The sequence below is a fragment of the Streptomyces sp. SCA2-17 genome (genome assembly GCF_044336695.1).
Window position 1 is genome coordinate 5231644 of the sequence record NZ_CP117521.1, and the last position, 14593, is coordinate 5246236.

Sequence of the window (14593 nt, forward strand, 5' to 3'; positions counted from 1 at the left end):
AGTTGTACGACAAGAATGCACCGGACATCGGATCCGCCGCCGGGGACGAGAGCAGCCTCGACGAGCGATTCACCTCGGCCTCGGCGGTGGTGAGAGCGGAACCCCGCGGTGAACGGCCGAAACGGACGCAGAGGGCGGTGCGGGCGCCGAGAGCGGAGCCTCCCGATCCACCGCGGCCTCCGGATCCGGTGGCCGTTCCCCCGAGTGGTCTTCCCTCCTTGCCGAAGGGATACGGCGCGCCGCGGGCGCGGGGCGTTCCCGTTCCGGGGCGCTCTTCGGAATTCACGCCGCCGCCACCGCCCTCCGGCGCGGAACGCCTTTCCGACGGGCCGGCCCCCGGCCGCGCGGCGCGCGTGCCCCTGCCGCGGATCCCGAAACCGCCGGATCTGCACGGAGCGGGGCTCCTGCCGGAGCTGCTGGAGAAACCGCAGAAGTGGCGGAAGGCGGACCCGCGCCGGCCGTCCGAAGTGCCGCGGCAGCCGGAGGATTCGGCTCCGCCGGAGCGGAGGGATCCCCGGGAGCGGCCTGAACGTCCGGACCGTCCGGAGCGCCGGACCGGGGCGGCGGCGCAGCCGCCCGCGACGCGGAGGCCGGCCCCGGACGGGGCGGGCCCGGAGGCCCCCGTCCGCGCCCCGCGCCCGGCCCGGCCCGAGCCCGCGGGCCGCGCCGCCCCCCAGCCCCGCACGGAGCGCCCGCCTCGTGCGGAGCGCCCGCCCCGCTCCGAGCGCATGGACCGCTGCGAAGGCGCGGACCTCTTCTTCGGCGGCCGCACCCCGCGCCCGCCCCGCCCGGAACCGGCCGACGGCACGGACCGCGCAGACCGCCCGGCCGGCCGGGACGGGTCCGGCGCAGGCAGCGGCAAGACCCGCGCGGCCCGCCCCGCGGGACGGAACGGACCCCGGTACGCGGACGACGCCGACCGCGCGGAGCGTGCAGCAGCCCGCAAAGACGCCGACTACGACCCGCCGGAAGCCCCGGACGACGCGAAGCCCGCCGACCGCCGGAGTCGCTCGGGCGGCCCGGAGGACACGGACTCCCCGAACCGGACGGCAAGCCGCCGTGACGGGACGGGCTATGCGGGCGGTGAGGAACCGGTGGAGGGTTACGGCAGTGCCGATCCTGTCGGCCGCCGGGATCGCTCCGGTCGCCCGGCAGTCGCCGATTCGTCGGACCGCCCGGCAGGCGGTGACGAGCCGGTGGAGGGTTACGGCAGTGCCGAGCCTGTCGGCGGCCGGGATCGTTCCGGCGGCCCGGCAGTCGCCGATTCCCCGGACCGCCCGGCAGACAGTGACGAACCGGTGGAGGGCTACGGCAGCGCCGAGCTCGTCACCCGTCGGGATCGTTCCGGTGGACCTGAGGGCGCCGATGCCCCGGAGCTGCGGGCAGAGCCCGACGGGCGTCCCATGACCCGGACCGAGACCCCGCGCGTGGACGGTGACGGCCCCGGCAGCCCCGTCGGCCGTTCCCTCGCCCCGGCCGAGCCGCACGACGGCTACGGCACCCCGGACCGTCCGGAGCGCCTCCGGCGTACCGGCCGCCTGGAGAGGCCGACGCGGCCCGTGCGGGCCGAGCGTCCCGTACGTCCGCCGAGGCCTCCCCGGCCGGAGCCCCCGCAGCCCCTGGAGCCCGCCACGCCTTCCGACACGTACGAGCGCCCCGAGCTCCCGGGGCAGTCCCTCCCCGCCGTGCCGGAGAAGCCGGCTTCCGGGGCGAGCCCCGCGCGGACCCGCGGCGCCCAGCCGGCCCGTACTGCCCCGCCCGGCGGCGACCACGCCGACTCGCTGGAGCCCGCCGCCGGGGCGGCGTCCCTGGAGCCGGCCTCCCGCCCGCCGGTCGTCTCCCGCGAGTCGACGCCGCCCCGGCGGCACCCCCTCGCGGCGCCCCCGCAGCCGCCGCGCCGCGAGGACCGCGGAGCGGAGTACGTGGGGGAGCGGCCGCCGACGTACGACGCGGAGCCCACCGCCTGGCCCGCCGCGGACCCGCAGGACCTGGACGGCCTCGTGCCGGACACGGTCCTGGACGGGGCGCAGTACGGCGCCGTCACCCTGCGCGCCCTGTCGCTGCGCGGCGACTCCGCGCGCTACCGCGGCGAGCCCCGGCGGGACTCCCTGCTGACGGCGCGCTTCGGCGACGGGGACGGCACGCTGCTGCTCGTGGCGATGGCCAGCGGCCTCCGCGGCACGGACGTGGCGCCCCGCGCGGCGCGGGACGCGTGCCGGTGGCTGGCGGGCGCCGTCGGCCGCAGCCACGCCCGGCTGGCCGACGACATCCGCGGCGGCCGGCGCGGCGAGCTCAAGTCGGGCCTGCACCGCCTCACCGACCGCTCCTACGGCCGGCTGCGCGCCCGCGCCGCCGAACTGGGCCTGCGGCCCGAGGAGTACACGGCGACGGTCCGCTGCCTGCTGCTGACGGCCGACCCGCAGTGCCGTACGCGCGTGTTCTTCGGCGTCGGCCCGGGCGGCCTGTTCCGCCTCCGCGAGGGCGTGTGGCAGGACTTGGAACCGGACGCCCCGCCGGAGCGCACGGGCGAGCCGGCCGCCGGTTACGGCTCGGCGTCCGCCGACACGATGACCGTGGACCTGGGCATCCCGACGCCGGGCCTCACCCCGCCCGTCGAGCCCGAGGAGCCGGCGGCGCCCGGCGAGCCCTTCCGCTTCCGGGCGTCCGTCGCGCGGCCGGGGGACACGCTGATGCTGTGCACGGCGGGCCTGGCCGAGCCGATGCGCGGCGAGCCGGAGCTGGGCGGCAGGCTGGCCGAGCGCTGGGCGGGCGAACGACCGCCGGGGCTCGCGGCGTTCCTCGCGGACACCCAGCTGCGGGTGAAGGGATACGCCGACGACCGTACGGCGTGCGCGCTCTGGGAGGCGTAGGCACGGAGACGGCCCTTCCTGCGGACGGCGTTGTAGGTGCGAGGGTCCGGCGGGTGAACATTCCGCCGGACCCCCGTCGCGCCCCCCGACCCTGTTACGGCGGGCGGGCCACATTTATCTACCGGCTCCCGCATTTATCTGCCGGTGCCCGGGGATTGTTCGCCCCGGGCCGGAGCCGGGGTTACCCCAGAATGCTGCCGCTTCCGTACAAACTCCTAATCCGCCGCGCGCCAATGGCATATTCGCAGCCCGCACAAGAGGCTCCGGGATTTTGGTCATATCACCATGTTGATGGCTCAACAGGAGTCGTTCCGGGCGGGCCGGGGCATGCATTGCGGTGAGTGAGCGCGAGCGTGTTCGAGGCCGGGGCGCCGGGGAGGGGTCGGGGCGGGAGGATGAAACGGCAGACAGCGAGCCGGATGAGCGCTGAGGGATACGCGGAGGGCCATGCGGGGGACCGGGAGGGCCGTACGGACCACAGGAACGGGCACGGCGACGGCGCGGCGCATTCCGGGCCGCGTTTCGAAAGGAGGCTCCGCCGCCGGGATCTCACCGGAGTCCGGGAAGTCCGGGCCGAGTTGCGCCGCCTGCTGGCCCATTGGGGCGCGCCCGGCCGGGCGGAGACCGCGGAGCTGCTCGCGAGCGAGCTCGTCACCAATGCCCTGGTGCACACCGACGGGGGCGCCGTGGTCAAGGCGGTGCTCACCGGCGCGTTCGGCCAGGCACGGGGGCGGCTGCGGGTGGAGGTCCGGGATTTCGTGGCGGGCCACCCGGCGCTGCGCGGCCCGGGTACGGACACGGGGCCGGTCAGCCTGGAGCACATGAGCATGAACGAGATCGAGAAGGCCGCCACGTCGGGCCGGGGGCTGCTGCTGGTCCATGCCCTCGCGGACGGCTGGGGCGTCCGCGCCCACGGCGTGGGCAAGTCGGTCTGGTTCGAGCTGGCCGCCCAGGAGCCCTGAACCGCCGCCGTGCGGCGACCCAGGGCTCCGGGACGTCAGCCGAACTGCCGCTCGATCTGGGCGAGCTTCGCTTCGAGCGAGTCCAGGCGGGGGATCGCCTGGGTGTCGTCCTCCGCGGTGAGGTCGATCGGGTCAGGGCCGCCGACCGACTGCAGCGGTCGCGCGCGGACGGGAAGCTGTCCCTGGTCGACTATGGAAGGGTCCGATCCGATCTGCGCCGGCTGGGCGGGGCCCGGCACCGCGGTCCCGCCGACCTCCACCTGCCGGCCGCTGCGGACCCGGCCCCACACCCGGTTCTGGCGGTTGTACGCCTTGAGCCGGGCGCGTTCGAGCTTGCCGGCCTCCCTCCTGCGGGCCCTCGCCTGCGCCCGCTGCCGCTTGTCCTCGCGGACCTCCTCCACGGCCTCGTCCAGCGAGCGGACGCCTTCCAGGAGCATCAGGGACCAGGCGCCGAAGGTCTCGCGCGGCGCCCGCAGCCAGCGGACTATCCGGATCTGCGGCAGCGGCCTGGGCACCAGGCCCTGCTCGCGCAGCGCGGCCCGGCGGGTCTGCTTGAGCGCGCGGTCGAAGAGGACCGCCGCCGACAGCGACATGCCGGCGAAGAACTGCGGCGCGCCCGCGTGGTCCAGGCCCCGCGGCGCGTGCACCCAGTTGAACCAGGCGGCCGCGCTGGCGAAGGTCCACACGAGCATCCGGGAGCCGAGCGCGGCGTCGCCGTGGCTCGCCTCCCGCACCGCCAGCACCGAGCAGAACATGGCCGCCCCGTCGAGGCCGAACGGCACCAGGTACTCCCAGCCGCCCGTCAGCCCCAGGTTCTGCCGCCCGAAGCCCACGAGACCGTGGAAGGAAAGGGCGGCGGCCACCGCGGCGCAGCAGAACAGGAGGAGGTACGAGGCGCTTCCGTAGACGGCCTCCTTGCGCCGTCTGCGCTCCTCGTTGCGCTCCCAGGAGTCCGATCCGCTCCCCGAGTCGTCCACGCCGTGCCGGCCGCGTGCGAGCACCGTCACCGCCACCACGACCCCGGCGAGCGCCACGACACAGGGGAGCATCCAATTCAGCGGTATATCGGTCACTCTCATCTTGCGTCCCTTGCATAGCTGTACGGCCTTTCGCGCGCCATCCTCTCGGAATCGGTCCGTTCGCCAAGGGGTTTCACGCCAACTGCCTGCCAATGGAGGGCAACGGCATACGGATAGGTGCGAAGAAATTCGAACGCGGTTCAGGGAAGCGGGAATTGCGTTCCCTTCAACTCACCCGATCGAGTGGTGTGAGGCCGGTCAGCTTACGGACAGGCGATGCACCCGGTCTGTGTCGCAAGTACGCGGGCAGGTCGTACAGGTGTCCTGCGGACGCAAGGTGTAGAAGAGGCAGCAGCTGGCCCTGTCGCGGGTCGGGATCGGCTCTCCCATGCGGCCGGTAAGCATCCGGAAGGCCGCGCCGCCGACGTACGGCGGCGTCACCCCCGGGAGGAGCAGGTGCAGTTCGCGGCGGGCGCGTTCCTCCTCGCCGAGCAGCCGGCCCACATACCACAAGGATTCGGCCAGTTCGTCGGTCACCATTCCCCACAGGGCGCGCGGACCGCGCCGCATCCGCGGCCGGAAGCCTTCCAGGACGGGCGCGATATGCGCGGCCACCGCGGCGCGCAGTTCCGCGCGGAGGTCCTCTTCGGAGGGAACTGCCCGGGCGCCCGGCAGTTCCGCGGCGGGATCTCCGGGCAGGCACGCGAATTCCGTCGCGAGGGCCGTCAGCCTGCTCTCGCCGCGGTGGAAGGAAACGGCTCCGGGAGGCAGCCGCGGCACTCTGCGGTGCAGGAACCAGGGGACGGTCAGGAGCAGGCAGGACGCCCAGGCGTAGCGGTGCAGGCCGAAGCTCGCGACGACGTCCGGGCGGGCTCGCTCCCCGTACTCGCGCAGGATCTGGCGGTCGTCCCACGCGAGGAAGGCGTCCAGGCCGGCGCCGCCCTCGGCGAGCGCGGCGGCGGTCAGCCAGCCCTCGCCGTCGCGCGGTGGTCCGGCCGTGAGGGTCAGGCCCGCGTAGACCTCGGAGAGGCGGGTGTAGGCGTCCGTGAGCGGGGGCGCGGCAGCCGGGGCGCCGGGGGCAGGGGCCATGCGGACCACCGAATCGCGATCGTTCTACAGGTAAGGCTTACCTTACCCCGGTTGATCGGGGTTTGAACTGTCCGCGGGGCCGCCTATGGTTCAGAAAGGACATCAGGAGGACCCCAATGGAGCAGGGAAGACCCCACGCCGCGCCGCCGGCCGCGAGGCTCTTCGCCGAGATGCCGCCGCAGGTCGCGCGGGGCGCGGCCGTCCGCGGCGGCGCTTCCGCCGCCGGCCCTGCCGGCCTCCGCGGCGAGGGCGCCCGCGGTGAGCACGTCCACGGCGAGCAGGAGTACGGGGTTCCGTGTGCCGCCCCCGCGCACGCTCCCGCACGCAGGATGCCGCAGCGCCACTCCGTGCGCGGCCAGGTGCTGGACGCCCTGCGCAAGGCCCTCGTCAGCGGCGAGCTGATCCCGGGAGAGGTCTATTCGGGCCCCGCGCTCGGCGAGCGCTTCGGCGTGTCGGCCACGCCCGTACGGGAGGCGATGCAGCAGCTCGCCCTGGAGGGTGCCGTCGAGGTCGTCCCCAACCGCGGCTTCCGCGTCGCCACGCGCACCGCGCGCGATCTGGCCGAGCTCGCCGAGGTGCGCGCCATGCTGGAGGTGCCGGTCCTGCTGCGGCTCGCCCGTACGGTGCCGGCCGGCGGCTGGGAAGGGCTCCGGCCGCTCGCCGAGACCGCGGCCGCCGCGGCGGCCACCGGCGACCGCGCCCTCTACGCCGAGGCCGACCGGGCCTTCCACCGCGCGCTCCTCGGCCTCGCGGGCAACCGCCAGCTCGTCGCCGTCGCCGACGAGCTCCACCGGCGCGCGCAGTGGCCCGCGGCGCACGGCCGGCCGCACTGCACGGCCGACCTCGTCGCCGACGCGGCCGAGCACGTGGCACTGCTGGAGGCGCTGGCGGCGCATGACGTGGAGCGGGCCGAGGTGCTGGTGCGGGGGCACTTCGCGATCGGGGAGTAACGGGGAGAGGGGGCGGTTTAGTCCTCCGGCGATGCGGGCGGCGCCAGCTGTTCCGCCAGCCAGCCCGGGACCCCGCCGAGCAGCCGGACCAGCCGGGCGGCCTCCCTGCGGAGCCGCGCGGCCTCTCCGGGGTCGTCGATGACGGCGGCGAGCGAGGCCAGCGCCGGGGCGATGCCGACGAGATAGCCCAGCTCCTCCCGGATGCGCAGCGACTCCCCGAAGCCGTACCGCGCCTCGGCGAACCTGCCTTCGTGCTCGGCCATGGCCGCCACGTGCCGCCAGGTGAAGGAGAGCAGCAGGCGCTGCCCCTGGGCCGTCGCCCCCGCGTGGGCGCGCTCGAAGGCGGCCGTCGCGTCGGAGGGGTTGTCCGACAGGTGCTGGGCGATCAGGCCGCGCCGGAAGTGCAGCAGCGGGCGCGTGGGCGACCCCGGCGCGAGCAGGGCCGCGGCCCTGCCCAGGGCGGAGCGGGCCTCGTCCGCCCGGTCGCGGACGCTCAAGAGGGTGGAGGCGTACGCGAGATGGCCGCGCTCGCAGGCCGCCGCGCCCCGCTCCTCGTCGTCCGCGGCGAGCGCTTCCGCCGCGCGCAGGGCGTCCTCGGCGGCCCCCCAGCCGTCCCCGGTGAACATGCAGCGCTCGGTCAGGACCGCGGTCCGCAGCAGGGCCGGCCCGGGCTCGGCGGCGGCGCGCGGCGCGAGCAGGGCCGCGGCATCGTCCCAGCAGGCGCGCGACCGCAGCCGCCACACCGCTCGCTCCAGTGGATCATCGCCCTGCGGGTCCGCCCCCTGCGGTCCCCGTGGCTCCGGCAACCCCGCATTACGCATGGCGGTGTCCGCCACAGTGCCCTCCCCAAGCGCGCCGTCGAGCTGGAAGCAGCCGTGACCGCATCTCAGCACGAAGTAGCGGGCCCGGCCAAGGGCCAGGTGTGAAGCAATTCACAAAGGCTCTCCCAGCGGTAGCGGCAGATTACCAAGAGTGAGCGGGGGTGGGTGGTCCTTGAGCGCAGTAGCGCTCATCTGTGCTGTCGTTCGTCCTGTCCGCTGTGCTCACGCGGGCCGCCGGAAATTCGCTGGATCCCGCACCGGGCGGCTGCCAGGATGGCGCCGCGCGCTCCGTGCGCGCCGCACAACCCATGCACCTCGGGATACGTCAGGAGACACGCCATGCGCCAGAGGCTCGGATCCCCCCAGCGCCCTGACCGGATGACTCCTCCCGAGGCCCTCTTTGCGTACGCACACCCTGCTGTCCGGGCTCACCCTGCCCACGCAGCCCGTTCTGAACATCGGCATCCTCGCGCACGTCGACGCGGGTAAGACCAGCCTCACCGAGCGCCTGCTCTTCGACGCCGGCGCCATCGACCGGCTCGGCAGCGTCGACGCCGGCAGCACCCGCACCGACAGCGGCGAGATCGAACGCCGCCGCGGCATCACCATCCGCACCGCCGTCGCCCCCTTCCGCGTCGGCGGCCTGCGCGTCAACCTCGTCGACACCCCCGGCCACAGCGACTTCATCGCCGAGGTCGAGCGCGCCCTGGGCGTCCTCGACGGCGCCGTGCTCGTCCTGTCCGCCGTCGAAGGCGTGCAGGCGCAAACGCGCGTCCTGATGAAGACGCTGCGCCGGCTGCGCCTTCCCACCCTCCTGTTCGTCAACAAGACCGACCGCCCGGGGGCCCGCGAGGCCGGGACCCTGGCCGCCGTCCGCCGCCGGCTGACACCGCACGTGGTGCCTATGGCCACCGTCCGCGGCATCGGCGCGCCCGGCGCCCGCACCGTGCCCGGCTCGTACGAGGACCCCGGCTTCCGCGACGCCATGGCCGAGACGCTGGCCGAACACGACGACGCGCTGCTCGCGAAGCTGGTCGAGGACCGGCCCGTGACGCCCTGGGAGTTGCGGCGCACCCTCGCACGGCAGACCGCGCGCGGCCGCGTCCACCCCGTGTACTTCGGCTCCGCCCTCTCCGGCGAGGGCGTGGCGGACCTCGTCGACGGCATCGTCCGCTACCTGCCGCCCGCGCGCCGCACCGGCCGGGAGACCACCGGCACGGTGTTCGCCGTCGACCGCGGCCCCTCCGGAGAGAAGACCGCCTACCTGCGCCTCTTCTCGGGCGCGGTCTCCGAGCGCGACCGCATCACCCTCCACCGGCAGCACGCCGACGGCACGCACACCGAGCACTCCGGCCGCGTCACCTCCCTCGCGGCGGTCGAGTCCGGGCCGCCCGGGGCCGCCCGCCGCCGTGCCGAGGCCGGTGACATCGCCCGGATCCGGGGCCTGCCGGAGGTCCGGGTCGGCGACAGCCTCGGCCCCGTCCGCGACGGCGCGTCCCGCAGGCACTTCGCCGCGCCGAGCCTGGAGACCGTCGTCAGGCCCGTACGCCCCGGGGACGCCGCCCGGCTGCACAGCGCCCTCACGGCGCTCGCCGACCAGGACCCGCTCATCGGCACCCGCACGCTGCCTGCGGGCGGCGGCACGTCCGTCCTGCTCTACGGCGAGGTGCAGAAGGAGATCATCGCGGCCACGCTCGCCGGGGAGTTCGGCGTCGAAGCGGTCTTCGAACCGAGCAGCACCGTCCACCGCGAGCGGCTCACCGGCACGGGCGAGGCGTACGAGGAGATCGACCGGCACGGCGGTCACGCCTTCTGGGCCACCGTCGGCCTGCGCGCCGAGCCGGGCGCCCCCGGCTCGGGCACGGTCTTCCGCCGCGACACCGAACTCGGCGCGCTGCCCCTCGCCTTCGACCGCGCCGTCGAGGAGACGGTCCGCCACACCCTCGCCCAGGGCCTGTACGGCTGGCCGGTCACCGACTGCACCGTCACCCTGACCCGCTCCGGCTTCGTCGGCCCCGTCAGCACCGCCGCCGACTTCCGCCGCCTGACCCCGCTCGTCCTGATGGCGGCGCTGGCCCGGGCGGGAACACAGGTGTACGAACCCTGCCACGCCTACGAACTGGAGGCCCCGGCCGACACCTTGAGCACCGTCGCGGGGGCGCTGGCGGCACTGGGAGCCGAGATCCACGACACGGAGACCGGCCCGGAGCTGTGCGTCCTCAAGGGCACCATCCCGGCCCGCCGGGCCCCCGACGCCGAACGCCGCCTGCCCGCCCTCACCCGCGGCGAGGCCCTCTGGTGGACCCACCCGACCGAGGACCGCCCCCACAGGGGGCACCCTCCCGAGCGCCCGCGCACGGACGGCGATCCCCTCAACCGCGCGGCATACCTCCGCCACCTGACGGCGGCTCGGCCCAATCCGTCCGCGGCGGGAGGGTGAGGCGCTCGGCCGAGACCGCCGGCGAGGCCGTCACGCGGATTCAGCGCGGCGGCCGTCGCCTGATGCGGCACTAGGAGCAGCTGCGGAGCAGGACCCGGCACACCCGCGCGAGCGCGCACACGTGCTCCGCGGCGGACATCAGCCCGTCCCCGGGCCCCTCCGCGAGGGTCTGCGCCGCGCGCGCGAGCAGGGACCGGCGCGTGGCGTGCCCCATCCACGTGGGATCCATGACGGCGACTTGCGCTTCCACGACCGGAACCAGTTGCTGGATATGGCGGCGCAGCCGCCCCTCCAGCGCGGCGAGCTCCTGATGCGTCGGAAGCACGGCATGACAGGAGAAGCCCTGCTCGGTGTCGCTCACGATCCGGGGGACGTCGATCTCCTGGCTGCCCGGTTGCCGGGCGGCGGGAAACGAGGCGCCGGTGTCGCCGTCAGGCGTCTTCGTGTGCATGAGAGTCCCTGAGTGCTGGGCGGCTGATACAGCACCGACGCTAGGGGCGCCGTGTGCGCACGATCGATGGCCCGGCGATGCAACTCCGATGCAATTACCCGCGCTCAAATGCCGCTGTCAGCCGGTCGGGCCCCCGGCGGAGGGCATGGGCGCTACGGTCGGCGCGCGAGCAGTCACCGGAGCCAGGAGGCGGGGGCACAGGGATGGCCGGGAAGAGTGGCAAGAGAGCGCCCAACCCGAAGATCAGGGCGGTCCGCGAGGAGCAGTTCCACATGAGCCGCTCCGAGTTCGCAGGCCTGATCAATCAGCAGGGCGCCCGGATAGGCGAGAACACCGGCTGCACTTCGCGGGTCATCGCCACGTGGGAGGACGGCGACGTGAGCTGTCCGCGTCCCGTGTACCGGCGGATCCTGGCCGCGCTCACCGGCGAGAGCCTGCACGCTCTGGGCTTCTCTTCCCCGCAAAGCCCGGCGCGGCGTACGGTCTTCACGTCGGATCGGGTCGACGGCCAGGAGCAGGGTGTGGACCGGCGAAGTTTCGTCTCGGGGCTCGCGGCCCTGGGATTCTGCCCCGAGCGCGGTACGCCCCGGAAGATCGGAGCGGTCGAGGTGAGGACCGTCCGGCAGACGGTGCGCAGGCTCAAGCAGCTCGATGAGCGCATGGGCGGGGACCACCTCAGCGTGGACGCCCGCCGGGCCCTGGGCGCGCTCAACCGGCTCATCAATACCGCCCGGTACACGGAGTCCACCGGCAGGAAACTGCGCTCGGCGTTCGGCGACTTGGCCGTGCTCACCGGATGGCTGAGCTATGACGCCGACCGCGTGCAGGACGCCTGGGCCTATTACCACCAGTCGCTGTACCAGGCCCGCATGGCGGAGGACGCCGAGGTCGAAGTCCATGCGTACGCACAGATGTCCATGGCGGCGGCGAGGAACGGGATGCCCCGTGACGCCGTGGACCTGGCCAGGATGGGGCAGCGCGTCAGTGCCCGCCATGTGCCACCGCGGCTGATGTCGCTCCTGACGTTGCGCGAGGCCTGGGGCTGGTCCCGGCTGGGCGACTCCAGGGAATGCCGGTCGGCTCTCGCGCGGGCCTACAAATCCTTCGATCGCGGCCCTTCCGACGAGGACCCTCCGTGGATCGACTTCTACTCGCTGTCGGAGCTGGACGGACTCGCCGCCACCTGCCACGCCGAACTCGGCGAGACGGCCGTGGCCCAGAGGCTCACCGAGAAGACGCTGGCGACCATGAGCCGCAGGTACGGCCGCAACCGGGCCTGGTACACGGTCGTGCTGGCCGAGGTGCACATGCGGAAGGGGGAGGTCCATGACGCCTGCGAGGTGGCCAGGGGCGCGCTGCCGCTGATCGCTGAGGTCTCCTCGGCCCGCACGACGACCCGGCTCGCGGCCTTTCGCGGCAGCCTGGCAGGGCACAAAGACGATGCTCCGGTACGGGACTTCCTGGCGGAATCCCAGCCCCTCGTGGCATGAGAAAAGGGGAACCACATGGCTGATCTGAAGCTGCGCCGGCTGGGCGGAAAGGAAGCCGACGGCGAGCGGGACGCACTGGCGGATGTCTACGAGGAGGCCTACGCGGAGAAGCTGGACGGCGCCTTCCGCTCACGGCCTGCTTTCCTGGATCGGCTCTCGGTCTACGTCCAGCGAGAGGGCTTCGAACTGGTGGCATCGGAGGACGGCGGCACACTCGTCGGATACGTCTTCGGCTTCGCCATCGCCCCCGCCGGCTCCTGGTGGGGCGGTTTCCGCGGCGAGGTCCCCGAAGAGGTGCGCCGCCTGACCGAGCAGGGCAAGGTCTTCGCGATCTCGGAGCTGATGGTCCGGCCGGCCTGGCGCCGCCGGGGAATCGCCCGCCTTCTGCATGACGAGCTGATTGCGGACCGCGCCGAGGAGCTCGGGACCATCCTGGTCGACCCGGGGAACATCCCCGCCCGGTCCGCCTACTACGCGTGGGGCTGGGAGAAGCTGGGCGACATCCAGCCCTTCGACAATTCCCCGGTGTTCGAGTCGCTCGTCAAGCGGATCTGATCGGCCGCCGCCGGCGCGGCTGGCGTTCCGTGCCCCCTGGAGACACGGAACGCCGAACGCAGGACTGGAGCGCCTCAGCCGTTGTTCACCAACGGCGTCCACGCCCCCGGCCCGTCGCCGCTCACCCCGTCGTAGCGGGACGTCTCGCCGTCGGACCAGCGGACGACGAGGTCGTCCGGGCGGCCCGACGTGGTGAGGTCGCCCGTGGTCATCGCGGTGTCCGTCCAGGACGGGTTGGGGGCCTGGAGGCGGGTGCCCTTGCCGACGGTCGTGCCGGTGGTGGCGTACGAGCCGAGGGAGCCGTCGGACCAGCGGACGAGGAGGGCGCTGCGGTCCTGGCCCGCGGGGCGCGGACTGCTGAGGGCGGTGGCGTACTTCCAGTACGAGCCGGCGTCCATCAGGCGGCGCTCCGTGCCGGGGCCGGAGGGGCTGACGCCCGCGTAGACGCTGAGGCTGCCGTCGACCCAGCGGACGGCGAGGTCCGCGGAGCGCTCCGTGGAGTCGTAGCGGCCCGCCGTGATCTGGGAGGCGTACTTCCAGAAGGAGCCGCCCGCGCCGAGGGTGTGCTCGGGGCCCGAGCCGCCGGCCTGGAAGTCCTCGTAGTACGAGAGCTTGCCGGTGTCCCAGCGGACCATGAGGTCGGGCTTGCCGGAGCCGCTGAACTCGCCCGCCGTGACGGTCACGGCGCGCTTCCAGAAGCTGTCGGACCGCGCGAGCTGCTGCTCGGCGCCGAAGCCGCCGCTGCCGTCGCCCGGGTAGAGGCTGACTTCGCCGTCGCTCCAGATCGTCAGCAGGTCGTCGCGTCCGTCGCCGGTGAAGTCGGCGGAGACCAGGTGCTTGGCGTGTGTCCAGGTGGTGGCGGCGCCGGGGAGGCGGGCGCTGTCGGAGGGGCGCTGGTAGGCCGTGCGGGCGGGCGTGCGGTCGGCGATCGCGTCCTGGTAGAGGGCCTGTACCTCGCTGCCGAACACGGGCGCGTAGCTGATCCAGTCCTCGCCGGTGAGGGTGCCGCCGCCGTTCCAGCCGCCGAGGCTGCCGACGATGTCGCCGGTGCGGGCCGCGGCGTCGTAGCCCGTGATCCAGGGGCTGCCGGACGTGCCGCCGTAGAAGCCGCCGCACTTCATCTGGAGCTGGTGCTGACCGGGCAGGCGCGACGTCGGCACGGTGCAGCTCAGCGCCCGCTGGTCGGTGTTGTGCGAGCCGGGGTAGCCGACGACGGTGACGGTGCTGGTCCAGCGGGGCGTGGGGGTCAGCCGGAGCCCGCCGGTCACGGCCTCGGCCTGCTCGCCGCGGGCGTTCGGGCCGAGGCGGGCGAAGCCGACGTCCAGGTCGGAGTCGGGGCCGGTGCTGTTGCGGGTGTACCGCGGGTCGCTGAAGACGCGCTCCACGGGGAAGACGCCGTACGGCTGGTGGGCCGCGTCCAGGCCCTTGCGGTACTGCGGCACGAAGATCTGCTGGGTGCGGCCGGCGAGACCCTGGGCGCAGTGCCCGGCGGTGAGGACGAGGTTGCGGCCCGGACTCTGTACGACGCTCGCGGTGCAGTACGTGGTGCCGGTCGGGTCGCTGCTGAAGAACGTGCCGACCATGGGGATGCCGTCGCCGTACGTTCCCTGGGGCGTGCCGGCCGGCGGCGCCGCGGCGACCGACGTACGGGGTGCGGCCGCCAGAGCCTTGCCCGTGGCCGGAGCCTTCCCCGCTTCGAGGGGCTTCCCCGCGTCGAGGGGCTTCGCCCCCGCCATGCGTTCGGCCGTCCAGTACGTCTCGGCCTTGCGGGCTGCCGCGGCAGCGGAGGGGGCGGGGACGGGGGACGGGCCGGCCGGGGAAGGCGCGGCGGACGCCGTGGCGGCCGTGCCGCAGGTGACCAGGCCAACGGCCAGGGCGAGGGTCCAGATCCGTCTGGAGGGAGACGTCTGTCTGAAGGGCGGCAAAGGGCCTCATCGTGCTGGTGG

At 74.2% G+C, this 14593-nt stretch carries 11 protein-coding genes; 6 read left to right on the forward strand and 5 right to left on the reverse strand.

Going from position 1 to position 14593, the window contains the following annotated elements; genetic code table 11:
• Nucleotides 1-728: 728 nt before the first annotated feature.
• Both PS271_RS23600 and PS271_RS23605 read left to right on the forward strand, forming a co-directional pair.
• Nucleotides 729-2870: a protein phosphatase 2C domain-containing protein gene (locus PS271_RS23600; protein WP_398384400.1), complete on the forward strand. Its 2142-nt coding sequence runs from the start codon at nt 729-731 to the stop codon at nt 2868-2870.
• A gap of 419 nt (nt 2871-3289) precedes the next feature.
• Nucleotides 3290-3832, forward strand: a complete 543-nt coding sequence (locus tag PS271_RS23605; protein WP_398384402.1) for an ATP-binding protein — start codon at nt 3290-3292, stop codon at nt 3830-3832.
• A gap of 35 nt (nt 3833-3867) precedes the next feature.
• Here PS271_RS23605 and PS271_RS23610 read toward each other — a convergent pair whose 3' ends face one another.
• Both PS271_RS23610 and PS271_RS23615 read right to left on the reverse strand, forming a co-directional pair.
• Nucleotides 3868-4911, reverse strand: a complete 1044-nt coding sequence (locus PS271_RS23610; RefSeq protein ID WP_398384403.1) for a DUF2637 domain-containing protein — start codon at nt 4909-4911, stop codon at nt 3868-3870.
• A 198-nt stretch (nt 4912-5109) separates the two neighbouring features.
• Entirely contained in the window at nt 5110-5940 is an 831-nt protein-coding gene (locus PS271_RS23615) for a (2Fe-2S)-binding protein (protein ID WP_398384405.1), read from the reverse strand.
• Between the two features lie 116 nt (nt 5941-6056).
• Between PS271_RS23615 and PS271_RS23620 the strand changes: the two genes are divergently transcribed.
• A complete protein-coding gene (locus PS271_RS23620) occupies nt 6057-6890 on the forward strand; it encodes a GntR family transcriptional regulator (RefSeq protein ID WP_398384407.1) in 834 nt (277 codons plus the stop codon).
• A 17-nt stretch (nt 6891-6907) separates the two neighbouring features.
• Here the strand turns inward: PS271_RS23620 and PS271_RS23625 are convergent, their stop codons facing one another.
• Nucleotides 6908-7711 carry a hypothetical protein gene (locus PS271_RS23625; protein WP_398384409.1) on the reverse strand — a complete coding sequence of 268 codons (804 nt, stop codon included), beginning with the start codon at nt 7709-7711 and terminating at the stop codon, nt 6908-6910.
• Nucleotides 7712-8111: 400 nt separating this feature from the next.
• Here PS271_RS23625 and PS271_RS23630 point away from each other — a divergent pair, with 400 nt between their 5' ends.
• Nucleotides 8112-10151, forward strand: coding sequence for a GTP-binding protein (locus PS271_RS23630; RefSeq protein WP_398384411.1), 2040 nt, complete (start codon nt 8112-8114; stop codon nt 10149-10151).
• 70 nt (nt 10152-10221) lie between these two features.
• Here PS271_RS23630 and PS271_RS23635 read toward each other — a convergent pair whose 3' ends face one another.
• Nucleotides 10222-10602: a DUF6415 family natural product biosynthesis protein gene (locus PS271_RS23635; protein WP_398384413.1), complete on the reverse strand. Its 381-nt coding sequence runs from the start codon at nt 10600-10602 to the stop codon at nt 10222-10224.
• A 203-nt stretch (nt 10603-10805) separates the two neighbouring features.
• Here PS271_RS23635 and PS271_RS23640 point away from each other — a divergent pair, with 203 nt between their 5' ends.
• Nucleotides 10806-12092: an NsdA family TPR-like regulatory protein gene (locus PS271_RS23640; protein ID WP_398384415.1), complete on the forward strand. Its 1287-nt coding sequence runs from the start codon at nt 10806-10808 to the stop codon at nt 12090-12092.
• Between the two features lie 15 nt (nt 12093-12107).
• A complete protein-coding gene (locus tag PS271_RS23645) occupies nt 12108-12647 on the forward strand; it encodes a GNAT family N-acetyltransferase (protein WP_398384417.1) in 540 nt (179 codons plus the stop codon).
• Nucleotides 12648-12721: 74 nt separating this feature from the next.
• Here the strand turns inward: PS271_RS23645 and PS271_RS23650 are convergent, their stop codons facing one another.
• Complete coding sequence (locus PS271_RS23650; RefSeq protein ID WP_398384418.1) at nt 12722-14572, reverse strand: trypsin-like serine peptidase; 1851 nt, start codon at nt 14570-14572, stop codon at nt 12722-12724.
• Nucleotides 14573-14593: the final 21 nt, after the last annotated feature.